Source organism: Mycobacterium sp. 23 (genome assembly GCF_048287075.1).
Lineage (GTDB): Bacteria > Actinomycetota > Actinomycetes > Mycobacteriales > Mycobacteriaceae > Mycobacterium > Mycobacterium gordonae_B.
Genome location: NZ_JBLVUX010000005.1, coordinates 3,587,140 through 3,604,562, shown reverse-complemented (window position 1 = coordinate 3,604,562; position 17,423 = coordinate 3,587,140). Strand labels below are relative to the sequence as shown.

General features: G+C 67.5%; 16 protein-coding genes and 2 pseudogenes. 12 read left to right on the top strand and 6 right to left on the bottom strand.

Annotated elements, in window-relative coordinates; all coding sequences use genetic code 11:
- Position 1 precedes the first annotated feature (1 nt).
- From ACNQS7_RS17840 to ACNQS7_RS17810, 7 genes are read left to right on the top strand one after another with little or no spacing between them, the layout of a single operon-like run.
- Positions 2-1,159 (top strand): virulence factor Mce family protein, encoded by a 1,158-nt coding sequence (locus ACNQS7_RS17840; RefSeq protein ID WP_055577061.1) that lies wholly within the window; start codon positions 2-4, stop codon positions 1,157-1,159.
- Positions 1,153-2,709 (top strand): virulence factor Mce family protein, encoded by a 1,557-nt coding sequence (locus tag ACNQS7_RS17835; protein WP_418013564.1) that lies wholly within the window; start codon positions 1,153-1,155, stop codon positions 2,707-2,709. The genes ACNQS7_RS17840 and ACNQS7_RS17835 overlap by 7 nt, the downstream gene beginning before the upstream one ends.
- Entirely contained in the window at positions 2,679-3,389 is a 711-nt protein-coding gene (locus ACNQS7_RS17830) for an Mce protein (RefSeq protein ID WP_310778674.1), read from the top strand. Before ACNQS7_RS17835 ends, ACNQS7_RS17830 begins: the two co-directional genes overlap by 31 nt.
- A complete protein-coding gene (locus tag ACNQS7_RS17825; protein WP_418013563.1) occupies positions 3,386-4,357 on the top strand; it encodes an RDD family protein in 972 nt (323 codons plus the stop codon). Before ACNQS7_RS17830 ends, ACNQS7_RS17825 begins: the two co-directional genes overlap by 4 nt.
- Positions 4,354-4,905, top strand: coding sequence for a mammalian cell entry protein (locus ACNQS7_RS17820; RefSeq protein WP_418013562.1), 552 nt, complete (start codon positions 4,354-4,356; stop codon positions 4,903-4,905). The genes ACNQS7_RS17825 and ACNQS7_RS17820 overlap by 4 nt, the downstream gene beginning before the upstream one ends.
- Positions 4,872-5,654: a mammalian cell entry protein gene (locus ACNQS7_RS17815; RefSeq protein ID WP_418013561.1), complete on the top strand. Its 783-nt coding sequence runs from the start codon at positions 4,872-4,874 to the stop codon at positions 5,652-5,654. Before ACNQS7_RS17820 ends, ACNQS7_RS17815 begins: the two co-directional genes overlap by 34 nt.
- 10 nt (positions 5,655-5,664) lie before the next feature.
- A complete protein-coding gene (locus ACNQS7_RS17810; RefSeq protein WP_418013560.1) occupies positions 5,665-6,345 on the top strand; it encodes a YoaK family protein in 681 nt (226 codons plus the stop codon).
- On the opposite strand, the gene ACNQS7_RS17805 is transcribed toward ACNQS7_RS17810, so the two are convergent.
- From ACNQS7_RS17805 to ACNQS7_RS17785, 5 genes and pseudogenes are all read right to left on the bottom strand, one after another.
- Positions 6,338-7,420, bottom strand: a complete 1,083-nt coding sequence (locus ACNQS7_RS17805; protein WP_418013559.1) for a phosphodiester glycosidase family protein — start codon at positions 7,418-7,420, stop codon at positions 6,338-6,340. The genes ACNQS7_RS17810 and ACNQS7_RS17805 overlap by 8 nt on opposite strands.
- Before the next feature lie 109 nt (positions 7,421-7,529).
- Complete coding sequence (locus ACNQS7_RS17800; protein ID WP_418013558.1) at positions 7,530-8,984, bottom strand: YhgE/Pip domain-containing protein; 1,455 nt, start codon at positions 8,982-8,984, stop codon at positions 7,530-7,532.
- 38 nt (positions 8,985-9,022) lie between these two features.
- Positions 9,023-9,748, bottom strand: a complete 726-nt coding sequence (locus ACNQS7_RS17795) for a pirin family protein (protein ID WP_418013557.1) — start codon at positions 9,746-9,748, stop codon at positions 9,023-9,025.
- Between the two features lie 4 nt (positions 9,749-9,752).
- Positions 9,753-11,156, bottom strand: a complete 1,404-nt coding sequence (locus ACNQS7_RS17790) for an alpha/beta hydrolase domain-containing protein (protein WP_418013556.1) — start codon at positions 11,154-11,156, stop codon at positions 9,753-9,755.
- Positions 11,153-12,261 (bottom strand): annotated as a pseudogene (locus ACNQS7_RS17785) (sigma-70 family RNA polymerase sigma factor). Before ACNQS7_RS17785 ends, ACNQS7_RS17790 begins: the two are co-directional and overlap by 4 nt.
- Here ACNQS7_RS17785 and ACNQS7_RS17780 point away from each other — a divergent pair.
- Genes ACNQS7_RS17780 through ACNQS7_RS17765 form a run of 4 tightly spaced genes read left to right on the top strand, consistent with a single transcriptional unit; the run spans position 12,209 to position 16,431 of the window.
- The gene (locus ACNQS7_RS17780; RefSeq protein WP_055577049.1) at positions 12,209-13,048 is read left to right on the top strand and encodes an alpha/beta hydrolase; all 840 of its coding nucleotides are present in this window, start codon (positions 12,209-12,211) and stop codon (positions 13,046-13,048) included. The pseudogene ACNQS7_RS17785 and the gene ACNQS7_RS17780 overlap by 53 nt on opposite strands.
- 43 nt (positions 13,049-13,091) lie before the next feature.
- Positions 13,092-13,841: a DUF2786 domain-containing protein gene (locus ACNQS7_RS17775; RefSeq protein WP_055577048.1), complete on the top strand. Its 750-nt coding sequence runs from the start codon at positions 13,092-13,094 to the stop codon at positions 13,839-13,841.
- Positions 13,838-14,332, top strand: a complete 495-nt coding sequence (locus ACNQS7_RS17770) for a TIGR04338 family metallohydrolase (RefSeq protein WP_418013555.1) — start codon at positions 13,838-13,840, stop codon at positions 14,330-14,332. Before ACNQS7_RS17775 ends, ACNQS7_RS17770 begins: the two co-directional genes overlap by 4 nt.
- Positions 14,329-16,431: a beta-glucosidase gene (locus ACNQS7_RS17765; protein ID WP_418013554.1), complete on the top strand. Its 2,103-nt coding sequence runs from the start codon at positions 14,329-14,331 to the stop codon at positions 16,429-16,431. Before ACNQS7_RS17770 ends, ACNQS7_RS17765 begins: the two co-directional genes overlap by 4 nt.
- A 33-nt stretch (positions 16,432-16,464) precedes the next feature.
- Here ACNQS7_RS17765 and ACNQS7_RS17760 read toward each other — a convergent pair whose 3' ends face one another.
- Positions 16,465-16,611: a metallothionein gene (locus ACNQS7_RS17760; protein ID WP_065048380.1), complete on the bottom strand. Its 147-nt coding sequence runs from the start codon at positions 16,609-16,611 to the stop codon at positions 16,465-16,467.
- A 121-nt stretch (positions 16,612-16,732) separates the two neighbouring features.
- Between ACNQS7_RS17760 and ACNQS7_RS17755 the strand changes: the two are divergent.
- Positions 16,733-17,388 (top strand): annotated as a pseudogene (locus ACNQS7_RS17755) (O-methyltransferase).
- The last annotated feature ends 35 nt before the right edge of the window (positions 17,389-17,423 follow it).

The window sequence follows — 17,423 nt, the reverse complement described above, 5'->3', positions numbered from 1 at the left end:
GATGCTGGGCAGGATCCGCCGCGGCACCTGGCAGGTGCTGGTGCTGCTGGTGGCCACCCTGATGCTGAGTTCCTGTGGCTGGAAAGGCATCTCGCAGGTCGCGATCCCGGGCGCACCCGGCAGTGGCAGCGACGCCTACACCGTCTACGCCCAGGTGCCGGACACGCTGGCGATCAACGGCAACAGCAAGGTGATGGTCGCCGACGTCGAGGTGGGCTCGATCCGCAAGATCGAGCTGAAGAACTGGATCGCCACCCTGACGCTGGGGCTGAAGAAGGACACCAAGCTCCCGAAGAACACCATCCTGAAGATCGGCCAGACCAGCTTGCTGGGGTCGCAGCACGTCGAGTTGCTGTCGCCGGAGAACCCGTCGAAGGAACTGCTTCGCAACGGCGACACCATCCCGCTGAAGAACTCGTCGGCCTATCCCAACATCGAGCAGACGCTGGCGGTCGTCTCGCTGATCCTGCGCGGTGGCGGCATCCCGAACCTGGAAGTGCTGCAGAACGAGATCTACGCGATCTTCCACGGGCGCGGTGACCAGATTCGCGGGTTCCTGAATCGGCTGGACACGTTCACCCGTCAGCTCAACGAGCAGCGCGATGACATCACCCACGCCATCGACTCGACGAACCGCCTGCTGAGCTACGTGGGTAACCGCAACGACGTGCTGGAGCGGGTGCTCACCGACTTCCCGCCGCTGATCAAGCACTTCGCGGACACCAAGAACCTGCTGATCAACGCGGTGGACTCGGTGGGCAGGCTGAGCGGTGCCGCTGACCAGTACCTGTCGGAAGCCCGCGGCAACCTGCACACCGACCTCGAGTCGCTGCAGTGCCCGCTGCGGGAACTCGGCCGCGGCTCGCCGTACCTGATCGGCGCGCTGAAGCTGATCCTGACGCAGCCGTTCGACATCGACGCGGTGCCGAAGATCTTCCGCGGCGACTACCAGAACGTGTCGGCGACGCTCGACGTGACCTACAGCGCCATGGACAACGCGGTGCTGACGGGTACCGGGTTCTCCGGAGCCCTGCGGGCCTTGGAGCAGTCCTTCGGGCGCGACCCGGAGACGATGATCCCCGACGTTCGCTACACGTCGAACCCGAACGACGCACCGGGCGGGCCTTTGGTTGAAAGGGCGGAGCGAGGCCAATGCTGACACCCTTCATCAAGCGCCAGCTGTGGCTGTTCCTGACACTGACAGTGGTCGCGCTGTCCGTGCTGGGCATCTACTACCTGCAGATTCCGACGCTGGTCGGGATCGGGCGCTACGAGCTGACCGCGAACCTGCCCGCCTCGGGTGGTCTGTACCCGACCGCCAACGTGACCTACCGCGGCATCACGATCGGCAAGGTCACCGAGGTGGAGCCGACCCCGTCGGGTGCGAAGGCGACGCTGAGCATCGACAGCCGATACAAGATCCCGGTCGATGCCACCGCGAACGTGCACTCGGTGTCGGCGGTCGGTGAGCAGTATCTGGACCTGGTCTCCACGGGCAACCCCGGAAAGTTCTTCGCCTCCGGCCAGACCATCACCAAGGGCACCGTGCCCAGCGAGATCGGGCCGGCGTTGGACACCGCCAACCGTGGCCTCGCGGTGCTGCCCAAGGAGAAGATCCCGAAGCTGCTCGACGAGACCGCGCTTGCGGTCGGTGGACTGGGACCGGCCCTGCAACGGCTGGTGGACGCGACGCAGGCGATCGTGGGCGACTTCCACACCCAGATCAACGACGTCAACGACATCATCCAGAACTCCGGACCGATCCTGCAGAGCCAGGTCGACTCGGGCAGCGCGATCGAGCGCTGGGCGCGCAACCTGAACACGCTGGCAGCTCAGAGCGCCCAGGAGGACCAGCACCTGCGCAGCGTGCTGACCCAGGCCGCTCCGACGGCGGACCAGGTGAATGAGGTGTTCACCGACGTCCGTGACTCGCTGCCGCAGACGTTGGCCAACCTCGAGGTCGTGTTCGACCTGCTGAAGCGGTACCACAAGGGCCTCGAGCAGGTCCTGGTGTTCCTGCCGCAGGGCGCTTCGATCGCACAGACGGTGGCCGCGCCGTTCCCGAACATGGCGGCCCTGGACCTCGCGCTGGCGATCAACCAGCCGCCCCCCTGCCTGACCGGCTTCATTCCGGCCGAGCAGTGGCGGTCGTTCGCCGACACCAGCATGCAGCCGCTGCCGGTCGGGACGTACTGCAAGATCCCGATGGACACCCCGGCCAACAGCGTGCGTGGATCGCGCAATATTCCCTGTGTCGATGTGCCCGGCAAGCGGGCCGCGACGCCGCGCGAATGCCGCAGCACCAAGCCGTATGAGCCGGCGGGTACCAACCCCTGGTACGGCGACCCGAACCAGCTGCTAACCTGCCCGGCGCCCGCCGCGCGGTGTGACCAGCCGGTCAAGCCGGGTCTGGTGGTACCCGCGCCGTCGGTCAACAACGGGTTGAACCCGGCCCCGGCCGACCGGCTCCCGCCGGGCGGCACTCCACCCCCGATCAGCGACCCGCTGACCCGTCCCGGCACCGGCGCGGTGCAGTGCAACGGACAGCAGCCCAACCCCTGCGTCTACACTCCGGGCGGGCCCCCCTCTGCGGTCTACAGTCCGCAGAGTGGCGAGCTGGTAGGGCCCGACGGGGTCAAATACTCCGTCGCAAACTCGATGAAAACAGGAGACGACGGATGGAAGGAGATGCTGGCACCAGCCGGCTGAACCCCATCAACGAGGACGATTCGCAGGGCACGGATGTCCTGACCGAGGATTCGCAGGAATCCGAGGCCGGAGCCGACCCGACTGACGCCGAGGTGACGGACGAGGATTCCCAGGAATCCGAGGCCGGAGCCGACCCTTCCAGCCTCGAGACCGCAGGAGAACCTGCCGTCGAACGGGGTAAGTCCCGGGTGGGCCGGGCCTGGGTGGTCGGGATCGCGGCAGTCCTGCTGATCATGGCCGGCGCCATCGCGGGCGGTGGCTATTACGCCTTGCGGTCCCACCAGGACATCGCTGCGTTGCAGCGCAACGACGCTGCGGCACTGAGCGTGGCCAAGGATTGCGTCGCCGCGACCCAGGCGCCGGACATCAGCAGCATGGCGGCCAGTGAACAGAAGATCGTCGACTGCGGCACCGACCAGTACCGCACCCAGGCGCTGCTCTACAGCAGCATGCTGGTGCAGGCGTACCAGGCCGCCAACGTGCACCTGAAGGTGTCCGACATGCGGGCGGCCGTCGAGCGCAACAATCCCGACGGCTCGGTCGACGTCCTCATCGCCCTGCGCATCAATGTCTCCAACGACCAGCAGCAGAACCAGGAGACCGGTTACCGCCTGCGGGTGCGGATGGCGCCGACCGAGGGGACCTACAAGATCTCCAAGCTCGACCAGGTGACGAAGTGACGGTGGTGGTCGAAAAGACCCGGACCGCCGCCCAGGACTTACCCGAGAAGGCCTTGGCGCCTTGGCATGTGCGCGTTGCGGCATTTGCCGTCGACGTGCTGGCCGGACTGGCCGTGGCAACCACCATGGCGCTGGTTTCGTTCACGCTGCCGCCGTACCGCGCGTGGTGGTGGGTGTGCATGGTCGTGTGCGCCCTCGCGGTCCTGGCGGTGCTGGTCAACCGGTTGTTGCTGCCGACGGTGACTGGCTGGAGTCTGGGACGCGCACAGTTCGGCATCGCCGTCGCCCGGCGCGACGGGAAAGACATCAGCCCGTGGTGGCTGCTGTTACGCGACCTGGCACACCTGATCGACACCGCCGCGCTGTTGGTGGGCTGGTTCTGGCCGCTGTGGGATTCGCAGCGCCGCACCTTCGCCGACATGCTGCTGCGCACCGAGGTGCTGCGCGTCGTACCTCACGAGCGGGCCGAGAAGGTACGGCAGTGGACGGCGGTGGCGCTGGCTGTCGCGGCACTGCTGTGTCTGGGCGGTGCCGGCGTGGGCTACGGGGTTGTCTACGCCCGGGCCCAAGCCACTGACCGGACCCGCACCGAGATCTCGACGCAGGGTCCCAAGATCGTCGCCCAGATGCTGACGTACGACCCGAAGAACCTGAAGGACGATTTCGCCCGTGCCCTGAACCTGACCACCGACCGATATCGCCGTGAGCTGGCCGCCCAGCAGGAGGCCGTGCAGAAGGGCCAGCCCGTCATCAACGAGTACTGGGGTTCCACCAACTCGGTACTGGAGGCCACCCCAAACACCGCGACGATGCTGCTGTTTCTGCAGGGCCGCCGCGGCGATGGCCCGGAGACCCGCTACATCACCGCCAGCGTCAGGGTGAAGTTCGTGAAGAGCGCCGACGGCCACTGGCTCGTCGACAACCTCACGGTGCTGGCCAAGCCGAAACCCGCGGGTGAAGGCAAATGAGTCCCCGGCGCAAGTTCGAACCCGGCGAGGAGTCGCTGCTCGTCCCGCAGTCCATCCCGCCGCGACGGTGGGCGCTGCCGGTGGTGTCCTCGATCGCTTCGGTGGTGATGGTGGCGGCGATCGCGTTGTCGACGTTCATGCTCGTCGACCATCAATCCCGCGACCATGTTGCGGAGCGGGAAACCCAGGCCGTCAACTACGTCAAGTGGTTCATGACGGGCTTCACCTCTATCGACCCGTTCCACGCCAACGAGTACATCGAACGGGTGATGGCCCAGGCGACGGGTGACTTCGCCAAGCAGTACACCGACAAGGCCAACGAAATCCTGTTCCAGGTCGCCCGCGCGGAACGGTCCACCGGGACGGTGCTGGAAGCCGGCGTGGAACGCTGGAACGACGACGGCAGCGTCACCGTGTTGGTGGCCACCGACGTCACCTCCAAGTCACCGGACGGAAAACAGGTCTTCGAGAACACCAACCGTTGGTCGGCGACCGCTACGCAGGAAGGGAATCAGTGGAAGATCAGCAACCTGCAGCAGGTGATCTGACCGACGAGGCCCGGGACGAACCCGAGGCCGCCGACTCCCAAGCCGAAACCGTCGAGGCCGCCGCGCCGGTGACGGAAACCGATGCGGCTGAGGGTGATTCGCCGGAAGAGGACGGGGCGGACTCCGAGGCCGCGCCGGCCGAGGACGCCGAGACGGCCGCGACCGAGGCCGCGCCGGTCAAGCAGGAAAAGCAGAAGAAACAGAAAAAGCCGAAGAAGCAGCGGAAGCGCAGGCCCGGCCGGGTGGCCGCGGTGGTCATCGCTCTGGTGGCCGCGTTGTTCGTCGGGTCCTCGGCATTCGCGGCCGCGATGGTGCAGCCCTACCTGGCCGAGCGGGCCACCATCGAAGTCAAGGTCAAGGTGGCCCGGGCCGCGGCCAACGCGATCACCACGCTGTGGAGCTACACCCCGGAGAACATGGACACCCTCGCCGACCGCGCGGGCAGGTACCTCACCGGCGACTTCGGCGCGCAGTACCGCAAATTCGTCGAAGAGAAGGTCGTCGGGCCCAACAAGCAACTGAAGATCACCAACTCCACCGAGGTCACCGGCGTGGCGGTCGAATCACTCGAAGGCCCGAACGCGACCGTGATCGTCTACACCAACACCACCGCGACCACCCCGCTGAAGAAGAACATCCCGTCGCTGCAGTACCTGTCCTATCGGATGTCGATGAAGCGCGAGGGAGACCGCTGGCTGGTCACGCGGATGACCACCATCACCTCGCTGGATGTGACGCCACAGCTGTAGCGCGCCCGCCATGGCCGTCATCTCTCCGGTCTCCGACCGTTCGACCGTCACGGCGTTACTGCTGCTGACGTTCGCGACCGGCCTGGCCGACGCGATCGCGGTCCTGAAGCTCGGGCATGTGTTCGTCGCCAACATGACGGGCAACGTCATTTTCTTCGGCTTCTGGTTCGCGCCGCGATCCACCGTCGATCTGACGGCCGTCGTCGTCGCCTTCCCGACCTTCGTCGCCGGCACGATCCTGGGCGGCCGGTTGATGCGCCACTTCGGGGTCCGGGTCCGGCCCTGGATCACCTTGTCCTTGGGCATCGAGGTGGTGCTGCTGACCGTCCTCTCGATCCTGGCCGGTGCGGGTGTCTGCCGGTACAACGACAACACCAAGCTGCTGCTGATCGGCGGCATGGCCATCGTCTTCGGCCTGCAGCACTCCAGCGCACGCCAGTTCGGCATCCAGGAACTCACCACCACGGTGCTGACGTCGACGATCGTCGGACTCGGTTTCGACAGCCGCCTGGCCGGCGGCACGGCCGATCGCGAAAAGCTGCGCTACGGCGTGGTTTTGACGATGGGCATCGGGGCGACGGTGGGTGCGACGATCACCCGGGTGGCGGTGGCGCCGGTGCTCTGCCTGGCGGCCGCCGTGATCGCCGTCAGCCTGCTGATCTTCCGGTTCGGGGCCGAGCCCACTAGTTGAAGGCGAGCCAGCTGGGCAGCGCCCGCTCGTGGGAGTCGCAGAGCACCTGCCGGGTGTCGCACGAGCCCTTCGGCGATCCCGCTCCGGCCCACATGCCCCCGGTGTCGCGGCGCAACACGATCGCCGACGAGCCGCCGCCGTCGAGCAGGATCGCGGTGTCGCTGCCCAGGCCGCGGAAGAGGTCCTGAATGTTGTCCGGGGTGTAGCTGCCGCCCTCGAAGATGTACATCTCGTCTTTCTGCTTCGAGTAGGCCAGTGCGGTGCGCGCCGCGCTGGGACCGCCGTCGTGCAACTGGGCGGTGTTGCCGGGCGACAGGAGGCCGATGCCGGCCACCGCCACGAATTTCGCGTTCTTGTTAAGCAGGTCGGCGATCACCGGCGTGGCCAGGTCATAGTCCTCTCTACCCTTGGGCCGCAGCACATATGGCGCACCACCGGCCGGCAGGATCATCGTCGTCAACGACGTCCAGGATTCGTCGCCGCCGGACAGACCCTGCTTGCCGGGGTAGGCGACGGTGCCGGTGACGGCCTGGTTGGCGCGGCCCTGGCCACGGGTGTTGTCTACGAAGGCGCCCAGCGGTGAGCTGCACCCGGTGTCGCGCCAGGAACCGGCTTTCTGGCCGCGCACGTCGAAGAAGTTGGCGTTGATCGCGATGGTCGGCTGGCCCATGCGCTGCCACGCCTGCAGCGGGGCGTAGACCTCGGACGCCTGCATCAGGCCCTCACTGGTGCGCGCACCGGCATTGTTCTCGCAACGCGCCTGGTCACCCTGGTGGCTGTCCACCAGCAGATGCGGCTGCAGTCGGCTCGACGCCTGTTTGATGATCATCAGGTGGCCGCCGTTGTTCATTTCGTACGCGCGGCCGGCGCCGTCCAACAGCGGCATGGAGTGTCCACCGCCGAAGTTGTAGACCAGATACGAGCCCTTGGTGTTGGCGATCGCCTGCTCCAGGAGTTCACGCGCATCGGCGGCGCGTGCTACCGGCTGGCCCGTGGTGCTCGCCAATGCGACGCATGACGCCAGCGCGGCACAGCTTGCCGTGAGTCTGCGCAGGACGGCAGCTGGCGTCGGCACGAGAAGCCCTTTCGGCCAATATCCGGGGAAGCAACTATCCCAGGATCAGCCACATCCGTCACACTGTCAACTTTAGTAACAGTGGGATGACGGTCCGGGCGCATTCGAATTACGTTTGCCCGCTTGCACTTTCAGAGGCAGGCTGGGGCTTCGGTGTGGGCTCGGGCTCCTCGTCCTGGGCTGCCGGCTCGGTTGTCACCTCGGGTTCGGCTGCTGTCTCGCTGACGGCTTCGCGTGCCTTCTCGCGTTGGTGGTGCGCCTGGTGCTCGGCGGCGATGGCGTGTTCGATCGCGCCGGGAATCCGGTGGAAGCCCTTGCGGTCGTACATGCGGGTGATGATGCCGCCGAGCAACAACCCGATCAGCAGGCCGATACCGGTCATGATCAACGCCTGCCGCAATCCGGCATCTCCATGTCCGTTGAGGTAGAGCAGCGAGCGCACTCCGAGGAAAACCTGGTGCATGGGTTCGAACTCGGCCAGCCAACGGAAGAACGGCGGTACCGCCTCCAGCGGCACCGTCGCGCCGGCCGACGGCAAGCCGAGGATCACAAACACCAGCATGCTGAACAGCAGACCCATCGAGCCGAGGATCGCGATCAGCGAACTCGAGGTGATGCCCACCGCGCTGATCGCGAAGACTCCGAAGGCCCACAGCTGCCAGCCCAGTGTGATGGGCATCCCCAACCCATGGGCTATGGCCATGTACACACCCGACGTGGCCAGCGCCAGGATCACCATCAGCCCCCACTTGACCAACAGCGTGCGGAATCGCGAGATGTTGACCTGCTCGGCGAAGCGGTAGACCGGGCCGAATTCGGCTGGCACATAACCCAGCATCGAGTCCACCAGAGTGCTGACCACGATGCTGCCGGTGAAGCCCGCCAGCAACAACAACAGCGCATAGTAGAAGGCCGACAACCCATTTCCGGTGCCGTTGGGCAGCGGGTTGTACACCGTCGACTTGATGTCGATCGGACTGTTCAGGGCCAGCACCGAAGCGCCGGCCAGTGGCGCACCACCGGTCTGCGCCGCCACATCGGCCGAAAGTCGTTCGCCGACTTTGCTGTTCGCGACTGAGGCGGCCTGGTTCAGGGTCTGACCGGCGATGCTGGAGCCCAATGTGCCCGCCCGAGGGTTGGTGGAGATCGTGATCGTCGGCCGTTCGGCACGGTTGGCGGTCACCGCGCTCTCCCCGAGGTCGCGCAGTTTCGACGAGAACCCCGGCGGAATCACCATCTCGCCGTAGAGTTGCGCCCGGTCCAGGAGTTGCTTGGCCTCGGCTGCGGAGACCACCCGGACGTCGAACTTGTCCTTGTCCAGGCCGGCCACCACGCCGTCGGTGATCTGCTTGCCGTAGGGCCCGGCGTCCTGGTTGACCACCGCGATCGGGAATTGGCGAAGGTTGGTGGTCGGATTCAGGATGCCGCCCAGGTACAGCGCCGACAGCGCCGACATGAGGGCAAGCGTGATCAGGATCGGCGCCAGCCAGAACCGCACCTTACGAAGTTGCCGGGTGTTCCGGTTCGGTTTGGGTGCTGCGTGGCGGGGCTGCTTCTGAGACATGGGAGCTCCTGTCTGTCGAGCCCACTCTAATGTGTCGGTCAGCCGCCCAGCTTCGCGTGCATCTCCCAGACCAGCACTTCGGAAGTCTGCCGCGCGGTGAGCCGACGGCCGTCCGCGTCGGTGCAGCGGGCCGCGTCTCCCTGGGTCAGCTCACCGCCTTCCTCGATGGTGAGGTGGCCGCGCGCCACGAATACGTGCAGGTAGGGCGCCGGCGGCAGCGAGATGGAGCCGCCCGCGGGCAGCCGTGCGACATGCAGCGCCGCGGCGCGGTTGTGCAGGGAGAGGGCGCCGTCACGTCCCGGAATGCCGGACGCGACAGTGACCCAGCCGACGTTGTCCAGCTGATTGCCGATTTCGTCCTGTTGGTAGCTCGGTGTGATGCCGGTCTCGTCCGGAACAACCCACATCTGCACGAAATGCACTGGCCGAGTGGGCGAACCGTTCTTCTCCGAATGCAGGATCCCGCTGCCGGCCGACATGCGCTGGGCCAGTCCGGGGTAGATCACTCCCTGGTTTCCGGCGGAATCCTGATGTGCCAGTTCACCTTCCAATACCCACGTCACGATCTCCATGTCGCGATGCGGGTGGGTGTCGAAACCTGTTCGCGGCGCGACGATGTCGTCATTGTTCACCAGCAGCAAGCCGAAATGTGTGTTGTCCGGCTCGTAATGGTCTCCGAAGGAGAAGGAGTGCCGGGATTGCAACCATGGCGTGGTCGTGCTGCCGCGATCGGCGGCTCGCCGGATATCTACGGTGGCAGGCACGGCGTCAGGTCCGCGGGTAGGTGGCGGCGGCCAACTGCAGGATCTCCACGCGGTCGGCCGCCAGAATGAACCCGGACTCGATCGCGGCGTCGAGCGCCGCGGTGAACTTACTCAGGTACTCGTCTTGGCCTCCCGGGTAGAGGCGCCGCACGGTGGCGTCGTCGAAGGGCTCGCCGGTGCCGAAGATCGACGCCATAATGCTCTCCTCGGCGGCGATGCCGGACGTGCGGGCGACCGGGACATCCACCCACGGGGTGCGCACTCCGCCGGCGGCTATGCCGTGGGCATCCAGCACCGGCTGCGGATGCGGGGCTTCGCGGACCCGCAGCGGCGGGCCACTGGGCGGCGCCGTTCCGGTGCGGACCCACGAGGTGAGCGCCGTCAATGCCGCCTGCACGACGTAGTGGTGCTGCGGTCCGAAGTTGATGTAATGGTCGAGTTGCTGACCCATCAGGTTGTCGATGGGTGTGTAGGCGGCCGCCAAGTCCTCGATGGGCGCGCTGCCTGAGTCGATCGGCGCTACCTGGATCGTGTAATTGTCGGCGTGCGCGGCGCCGGCGATCTCCCACACCCGCAGGAGGTCGTTGTCGGGCTGGCGGGCGGCGTAATAGCCCTGCCGCCCCGCGCCGTACAGGTCGGTTTCGGTGATGATCGTCATGAGCGGCACCCGTAGGTCCGGGCGGAACTTCACCGCTTGCGAACTGCTGGACTGCAATTCGTCGAAAATGGATCCGTCGTGCAGTGGCGCGGCCGGACCGAACCGCGAATGCACCAGGAACCCGTCGTAGCTTCGCGCGAGCGGGTCGACGGCGTTGATGTAGCTGGTGAGGAACATCGCAGATTGCGATTCGCCCACGGCGACAACATGTTCGGGGCTCAGATCGCCGAGGATGCCACCGGTTTCCCGGACCAGGCCGCCGATCTGCGAGAACAAGTCGTAGGCGAAAACGTCACCCGGGTGGCTGAGACCGGCATAGCGCTTGGGGTTCTGGCTCTTGAGTGACATGTCCATTCCGAGCAGGCTCACCCCGCCGTCCACACCGACCTTCTGGGCCGAGACCATCACGTAGGCGTAGCCCGCGCGGATCACCTCCCGGTGGGCCATCATCCACACCGCCGGTGCGTCGATGCCCCCACTGACATTGAGCCACTCGACCAGCGCCGTGCCGTTGAAATCAGCGGGATCGCCGGGGGTGAGGACTACCACCCGGGTGGTGTAATCGGCTGTGTCCGAAGCGGTTACGCACCACCGGCCATCCGGGCCCGGCGGCTGCTCCGGGGCGTAGGACGCGGCGCTGCCGGATACGAAGAACTCCTGCGCGCGGTAGCCCACGCCGCCGATGTCGAACGCGCCCAACAGGATCGAGGGCCGGCCCGGCACCGGCGTGACGGTGGGCGGGGCGGTCACAGCGCGTCCGGCAGGCCGAATCTGGCGAACAGCGACCCGTCGAGGAACGCGACCACATGGGACACCCCGTCCGGCCGGACGTCAAGGACGTGCAACTGGAACGGCACATGGCGGTCGCCCGCACGCATGTACATGGCCGCACCGGGCTGACCGTTGGCCGTGATCGGGATCATCCGCATGTCGCCGGGATGCTCGGCCGGGCACTGCGAATGGATGAGCGTGATGATGTCCGGCGCGCCCTGGTACCAACCGGTGTAGGGCGGCATCTCCCAGATCGCTTCCGCGGTGAAAAGATCCACCAACCGGTCGATGTCGTAGGTCTCGAACGCGTCCATGTAGCGGGCCAGCAGGTCCTGCGTCTCGGCGGAGTCCGGCGCGGCCAGCCGGTCATCGGCGCTGGGGGCGACGGCGTCCAGCTGCGTCCGGGCGCGTTGCAGCAGGCTGTTCACCGCGACGGTGGTGGTGCCGATCGCCTCGGCGACCTCGGCCGCCTTCCACTGCAATACGTCGCGCAGCAACAGCACCGCCCGCTGTCGCGGCGACAGGTGCTGAAGCGCGGCGATGAACGCCAGCCGCACCGATTCCCGGGACTCGGCGATCACCGCCGGGTCGGCGGGATCCTGGGCGTCGGGCAGTGGTTCCAGCCAGGGCACTTCGGCGCGCTCGATCAGCTCGGCCGTCGGGTCCGAACGGGTGTTTCCCAGCCCGGTCGGCAGCGGGCGCCGTCCGCGGCCTTCCAGGGCGGTGAGGCAGGTGTTGGTGGCGATCCGGTGCAGCCAGGTGCGGACCGAGGACTTGCCCTCGAACCGGTCATAGGACTTCCAGGCCCGCAGCAGGGTCTCCTGCACCAGGTCCTCGGCGTCGTGCAGCGACCCGGTCATCCGGTAACAGTGGGCGAGCAGTTCACGCCGGTACGGTTCGGCGTGGGCGGAGAAGTCTCCTCCGGCATTGGGCGGCGAATTTTCGGTGAGCACACTCACGCATTCGAGACTACGCAGAGAGTGCGACAACACGCCGCGAGGTGTGGCCGTGCAGGACGTAAGCTGCCCGTGATGACTACCACCCGCACTGAACGGAATTTCGATGGCGTCGGTGGCGTACCGATCGTCTATGACGTGTGGACCCCGGACGTCCCGCCGCGTGCGGTGGTCATTCTCGCCCACGGTTTCGGTGAGCACGCGCGTCGCTACGACCACGTGACGCAGCGGCTGGGCCAGGCCGGGCTCATCACCTATGCACTCGATCACCGCGGCCACGGCCGCTCGGGCGGCAAGCGGGTGATGGTGCGCGACGTCTCGGAGTTCACCGGTGACTTCGACACGCTGGTCGGCGTCGCCACCCGGGAGAACCCCGGCCTGACCCGGATCGTGCTCGGCCACAGCATGGGCGGGGCGATCGTGTTCGCCTACGGGGTGGAGCGCCCGGACAACTACGACCTGATGGTGTTGTCCGCGCCGGCCGTCGCGGCGCAGGACATGGTGCCGCGGGTGGTGGCGCTGGCCGCCAAGGTGTTGGGTGTCCTGACGCCGGGCCTGCCGGTGGAGGCGCTGGACTTCAACGCGATATCGCGCGACCCGGAGGTGGTCCACGCCTACAACACCGACCCGCTGGTGTACCACGGCAAGGTGCCGGCCGGACTGGGCCGGGCGCTGCTGCAGGTGGGCGAGACCATGCCGCAGCGGGCCCCGGCATTGACGACGCCGCTGCTGGTGGTGCACGGCACCGGTGACTCGCTGGTGCCGATCGAGGGCAGCCGCCGGTTGGTGGACTGTGTGGGCTCCGCCGACGTCGAGCTGAAGGAATACGCGGGCCTGTTCCACGAGGTCTTCAACGAGCCCGAGCAGAATCAGGTGCTCGACGACGTGGTGTCCTGGCTCAATCTGCGCCTGTGAATGGCCGGGCGGGATTGTCGTGTCGCTGCGCTAGTTTGGCCGCATGACCGACGACAAGATGCTGTCCCGTATTGCGGCACTGCTGCGTCAGGCGGAGGGCACCGACAACCCGCATGAGGCCGAGGCCTTCATGACGGCCGCGCAGCGGCTGGCGACGGCCTCCTCCATCGATCTTGCGGTGGCGCGCTCGCACTCCGCCAACCGCTCGGCGGCCCAGGCCCCCACCCAGCGCACCATAACTATCGGCGCCGCGGGCACCCGCGGACTCCGCACGTATGTGCAGCTTTTCGTGCTGATCGCGGCGGCGAACGACGTGCGCTGCGACATCGCCTCGAATTCGACGTTCCTGTATGCCTACGGGTTCGCCGAGGACATCGACGCCACGCACGCCCTCTACGCCAGCCTGGTGGTGCAGATGGTCCGGGCCTCGGATGCCTATCTCGCGACGGGCGAGCACCGGCCGACTCCCACCATCACCGCCCGGCTCAACTTCCAGCTGGCCTTCGGCGCCCGCGTCGGCCAGCGGCTGGCGGAGGCCCGCGAGCAGGCCAGGCAGGAAGTCACCAAGGACCGCCGGCGTGCCCCTGGAACCGCTATCGCATTGCGGGACAAAGAAGTCGAGCTCCGCGACCACTATCGCGAGGCGTCCAAGGCGCGCGGTACCTGGCAGGCTAACCGGGCCTCGGCCGGGTATTCGTCGGCGGCGCGACGCGCGGGCGACCGGGCCGGGCGGCGGGCGCGCCTGGGGAGCAGTCCCGAGTTGCCGGGGGCGCGGACCGCGCTGGGCCGTTGAGCCGCGATTCTCAGCGCGCCAAGGTCTATGCGGCTGAGGAATTCGTGCGGGTCATGTTCGACCGGGCCGCGCAACACGGGTCGCCCAGCGTCGACTTCTTCGGCACCCAGTTGACGCTGCCGCCGGAGGGACGGTTCGCCTCGATGGCCTCGGTGCAGCGCTACGTCGACGAGGTGCTCGCGCTGCCGGGGGTGCGCCGGCAGTGGCCGGACGTGCCGGGGCTGCGGGTGCGGGCGCGGCGCGGAGCCAGCTCTGCCCACTACGAGAACCGGGACGGGGCAGGCACTATCGCGGTTCCCGACCGCGACACCGCGGACTGGGCGATGCGTGAGCTCGTCATACTGCATGAGGTGGCGCACCACCTGTGCCGGGTACCACCGCCACACGGGCCGGACTTCGTGGCGACCATGTGCGAGTTGACGGAGCTGGTGATGGGTCCCGAACTCGGCCATGTGCTGCGGGTCGTCTATGCGAAAGAGGGTGTGCGATGAGCTCTCCCACGGATGATCCGGACGCGCGTGCCCGTGAAGTCGAGGAGCAGCTGACCGACGACGAGCGCTTCTCGCTCCTGGTCGGTGTGATGGGCGCCGGAGACATGTGGCCGCTGCACGACGAGCGGATTCCGCCAGACGTCCCGATGAGTGCGGGCTATGTGCCGGGGATCGCCCGGCTGGGGATACCGGCGCTGCGGATGAGTGACGCCGGCCTGGGCGTGACCAATCCCGGTTTCCGTGCGGGCGATACCGCAACGGCGCTGCCCGCGGGGCTGGCGATGGCCGCCAGTTTCAATCCCGGGCTGGCCCGCGCCGCGGGTTCGGTGATCGGGGTCGAGGCACGCAGTCGCGGCTTCAACGTGCAGTTGGCGGGCGCGATGAACCTGTGCCGTGATCCCCGCAACGGCCGCAATTTCGAGTACTTCTCCGAAGATCCGCTGCTGAGCGCCACCACGGCCGCCGAGCAGATCATCGGAATCCAGCAGCACGGCGTCATCTGCACCGCCAAGCACTTCTCGCTGAACTGCAACGAGACCAACCGGCACTGGCTGGACGCCGTGATCGATCCCGACGCTCACCGCGAATCCGATCTGCTGGCCTTCGAGATCGCCATTGAGCGGGGCCGGCCCGGGGCGGTGATGGCGGCCTACAACAAGGTCAACGGCGACTACGCCGCTGCCAACGGCGTCCTGCTCAACGACGTGCTGAAAGGTGCCTGGGGATACCCCGGCTGGGTGATGTCCGACTGGGGCGGCACGCCGAGTTGGGAGTGTGCGCTGGGCGGCCTCGACCAGGAATGCGGCGCCCAGATCGACGCCCTGCTGTGGCAGGCCGAGACGTTCGGCGCCCCACTGCGGGCCGCCTTCGCCGACGGTCGGCTCACCGGGCAGCGGCTGTCGGACATGGTCCGGCGGATCCTGCGGTCGATGTTCGCGGTCGGGATCGACAGGTGGGGACCGGCACCGGAACCGGATATCAACGCGCACAACGAGATAGCCCTGGATATCGCACGACAGGGAACGGTGCTGCTGCAGAACCGGGGCGCGCTGCCCCTGGAGGCGGGGCGGGTCGGCCACATCGCCGTCATCGGCGGCTACTCCCACCGCGGGGTTGCGGCCGGGTTCGGCTCGAGCACGGTCGTCCCGCCGGGCGGCTACGCCGGCGTGATCCCGATCGGTGGCTCCGGGCTGGAAGCTGGCATGCGCAATCTATACCTGCAGCCGTCGAGCCCGCTCGAGGGACTCAGGACGCTGCTGCCGCAGGCCCACATCGAATTCGATCCCGGTATCAGCCCGGCCGAGGCGGTGCCGGTGGCGCGCCGGGCCGAGGTCGCGATCGTCTTCGCGACCCGGGCCGAGGGCGAGGGGTTCGACGTTGCCGACCTGTCGCTGCCGTGGGGCCAGGACGCTCTGATCGCCGCGGTCGCCGCGGCCAACCCGAACACCGTGGTGGTGCTTCAGACCGGCAACCCGGTGGCGATGCCCTGGCGTGATTCGGTGAGCGCGATCGTCGCGGCCTGGTACCCGGGCCAACAGGGGGGCCGGGCGATCGCGGAAATTCTTACCGGGCAAGTCAATCCGTCGGGACGGCTACCGATCACCTTCCCGGTGGACATCGGTCAGACGCCCCGTCCGCAGCTGGGCTCGCCGACGACGATCGATTATTCAGAGGGCGCCGAAGTCGGGTATCGCTGGTTCGCCCACACGGGCCAGGCGCCGCTGTTCGCGTTCGGGCACGGGTTGTCCTACACCAGCTTTGAACACCGCGACCTCGAGGTGACCGGCGGTGACACGGTGCGAGCCGCCGTCACCGTCGTCAACAACGGTGATCGCCGCGGGGCGGATGTCCCGCAGGTGTATCTGGCCGGCGCACCGGGCGAAGGCCGGTTGAGGCTGTTGGGATACGAGAGGGTCGACCTCGAACCCGGGCAGTCTCGCCGGGTGAGCATCGAGGCGGATCCGCGTCTGCTGGCGCGCTACGCCGACGGAAGCTGGCACATCAGCCCCGGGCGCCACACCGTGGCCGTCGGTGCGTCGGCGGTCGCGCTGACGCTGGCGGCCGAGGTCGAGCTGACCGGCCGTACGTTCGGGCGCTGAGCGCGCGTCCGGACGCACGACCGGCCGGCGAACCTACTGGACGGGGACCAGGGCCTCGCCGCAGGTGCAGCGGTACGGCTCGGTGGCGCCGGAGCAGTGGCACGGGACCTCGATGCGCACGCGACAGCCACAACCCTCGTGGCCACAAGTCAATTCGGTTCCAGCTTCGTGAGTTGCCATGGGATTCCACCTTCATCTGAGTCGGACTTGCTTCCGCCACCAGCATATACCCCGTGGGGGTACGGGTAAATAGTGAAGTGGTGACCCGGCGCGTCGGCCGGGCCAGGAGTTAGCGTTGGTTATGCCTGCAGAAGCGAACCCGCAAGCCGTCGACGCTTTCCTGGACAGCACGCTGATCGGCCCGGACCCGGCACTGTCCGCCGCGGTCGCGGCCAGTGACGCGGCCGGCCTGCCGCGGATCGCGGTGTCGGCGCAGCAGGCAAGTTTCTGTGCCTGCTGGCCTCGGCCATGCAGGCGCGCCGCATTCTCGAACTGGGCACGCTGGGCGGCTACAGCACCATCTGGCTCGCGCGCGGTGCAGGGCCGGAGGGGCGGGTGGTCACGCTGGAGTTCGATCCGCGGCGTGCCGAGCTCGCTCGGGCCAACCTGGAACGGGCGGGTCTGGGCGACCGGGTCGAGGTGGTGGTGGGCGCGGCACTGGACACCTTGCCGACGGTGACCGGCGGCCCGTTCGACCTGGTGTTCATCGACGCGGACAAGGAGAACAACGCCGCCTACCTGGAGTGGGCGATCAAGCTGGGTCGTCCCGGCACCGCGGTCGTGGTCGACAACGTCATCCGCGGGGGCAAGGTGCTGACCGAGTCCGACGATGTCAGGGTCGCGGCGACCCGCGGGACGCTGCAACTGATGGGTGAGCATCCGCGCCTGGACACCGCCGTGTTGCAAACGGTCGGCGGCAAGGGGTGGGACGGGTTCGCGGTGGCGCTGGTGCGCTGAGTCGACTTTCGAGTGTGCGCTGGCCGCTTCGAGTG

What these genes read in the sequence shown, in the direction of transcription:
- ACNQS7_RS17840 (WP_055577061.1), top strand. Translation starts at nt 2, where the DNA reads ATGCTGGGCAGGATCCGCCGCGGCACCTGGCAGGTGCTGGTGCTGCTG.
- ACNQS7_RS17835 (WP_418013564.1), top strand. Translation starts at nt 1,153, where the DNA reads ATGCTGACACCCTTCATCAAGCGCCAGCTGTGGCTGTTCCTGACACTG.
- ACNQS7_RS17830 (WP_310778674.1), top strand. Translation starts at nt 2,679, where the DNA reads ATGGAAGGAGATGCTGGCACCAGCCGGCTGAACCCCATCAACGAGGAC.
- ACNQS7_RS17820 (WP_418013562.1), top strand. Translation starts at nt 4,354, where the DNA reads ATGAGTCCCCGGCGCAAGTTCGAACCCGGCGAGGAGTCGCTGCTCGTC.
- ACNQS7_RS17810 (WP_418013560.1), top strand. Translation starts at nt 5,665, where the DNA reads ATGGCCGTCATCTCTCCGGTCTCCGACCGTTCGACCGTCACGGCGTTA.
- ACNQS7_RS17800 (WP_418013558.1), bottom strand. Translation starts at nt 8,984, where the DNA reads ATGTCTCAGAAGCAGCCCCGCCACGCAGCACCCAAACCGAACCGGAAC.
- ACNQS7_RS17780 (WP_055577049.1), top strand. Translation starts at nt 12,209, where the DNA reads ATGACTACCACCCGCACTGAACGGAATTTCGATGGCGTCGGTGGCGTA.
- ACNQS7_RS17775 (WP_055577048.1), top strand. Translation starts at nt 13,092, where the DNA reads ATGACCGACGACAAGATGCTGTCCCGTATTGCGGCACTGCTGCGTCAG.
- ACNQS7_RS17765 (WP_418013554.1), top strand. Translation starts at nt 14,329, where the DNA reads ATGAGCTCTCCCACGGATGATCCGGACGCGCGTGCCCGTGAAGTCGAG.
- ACNQS7_RS17760 (WP_065048380.1), bottom strand. Translation starts at nt 16,611, where the DNA reads ATGGCAACTCACGAAGCTGGAACCGAATTGACTTGTGGCCACGAGGGT.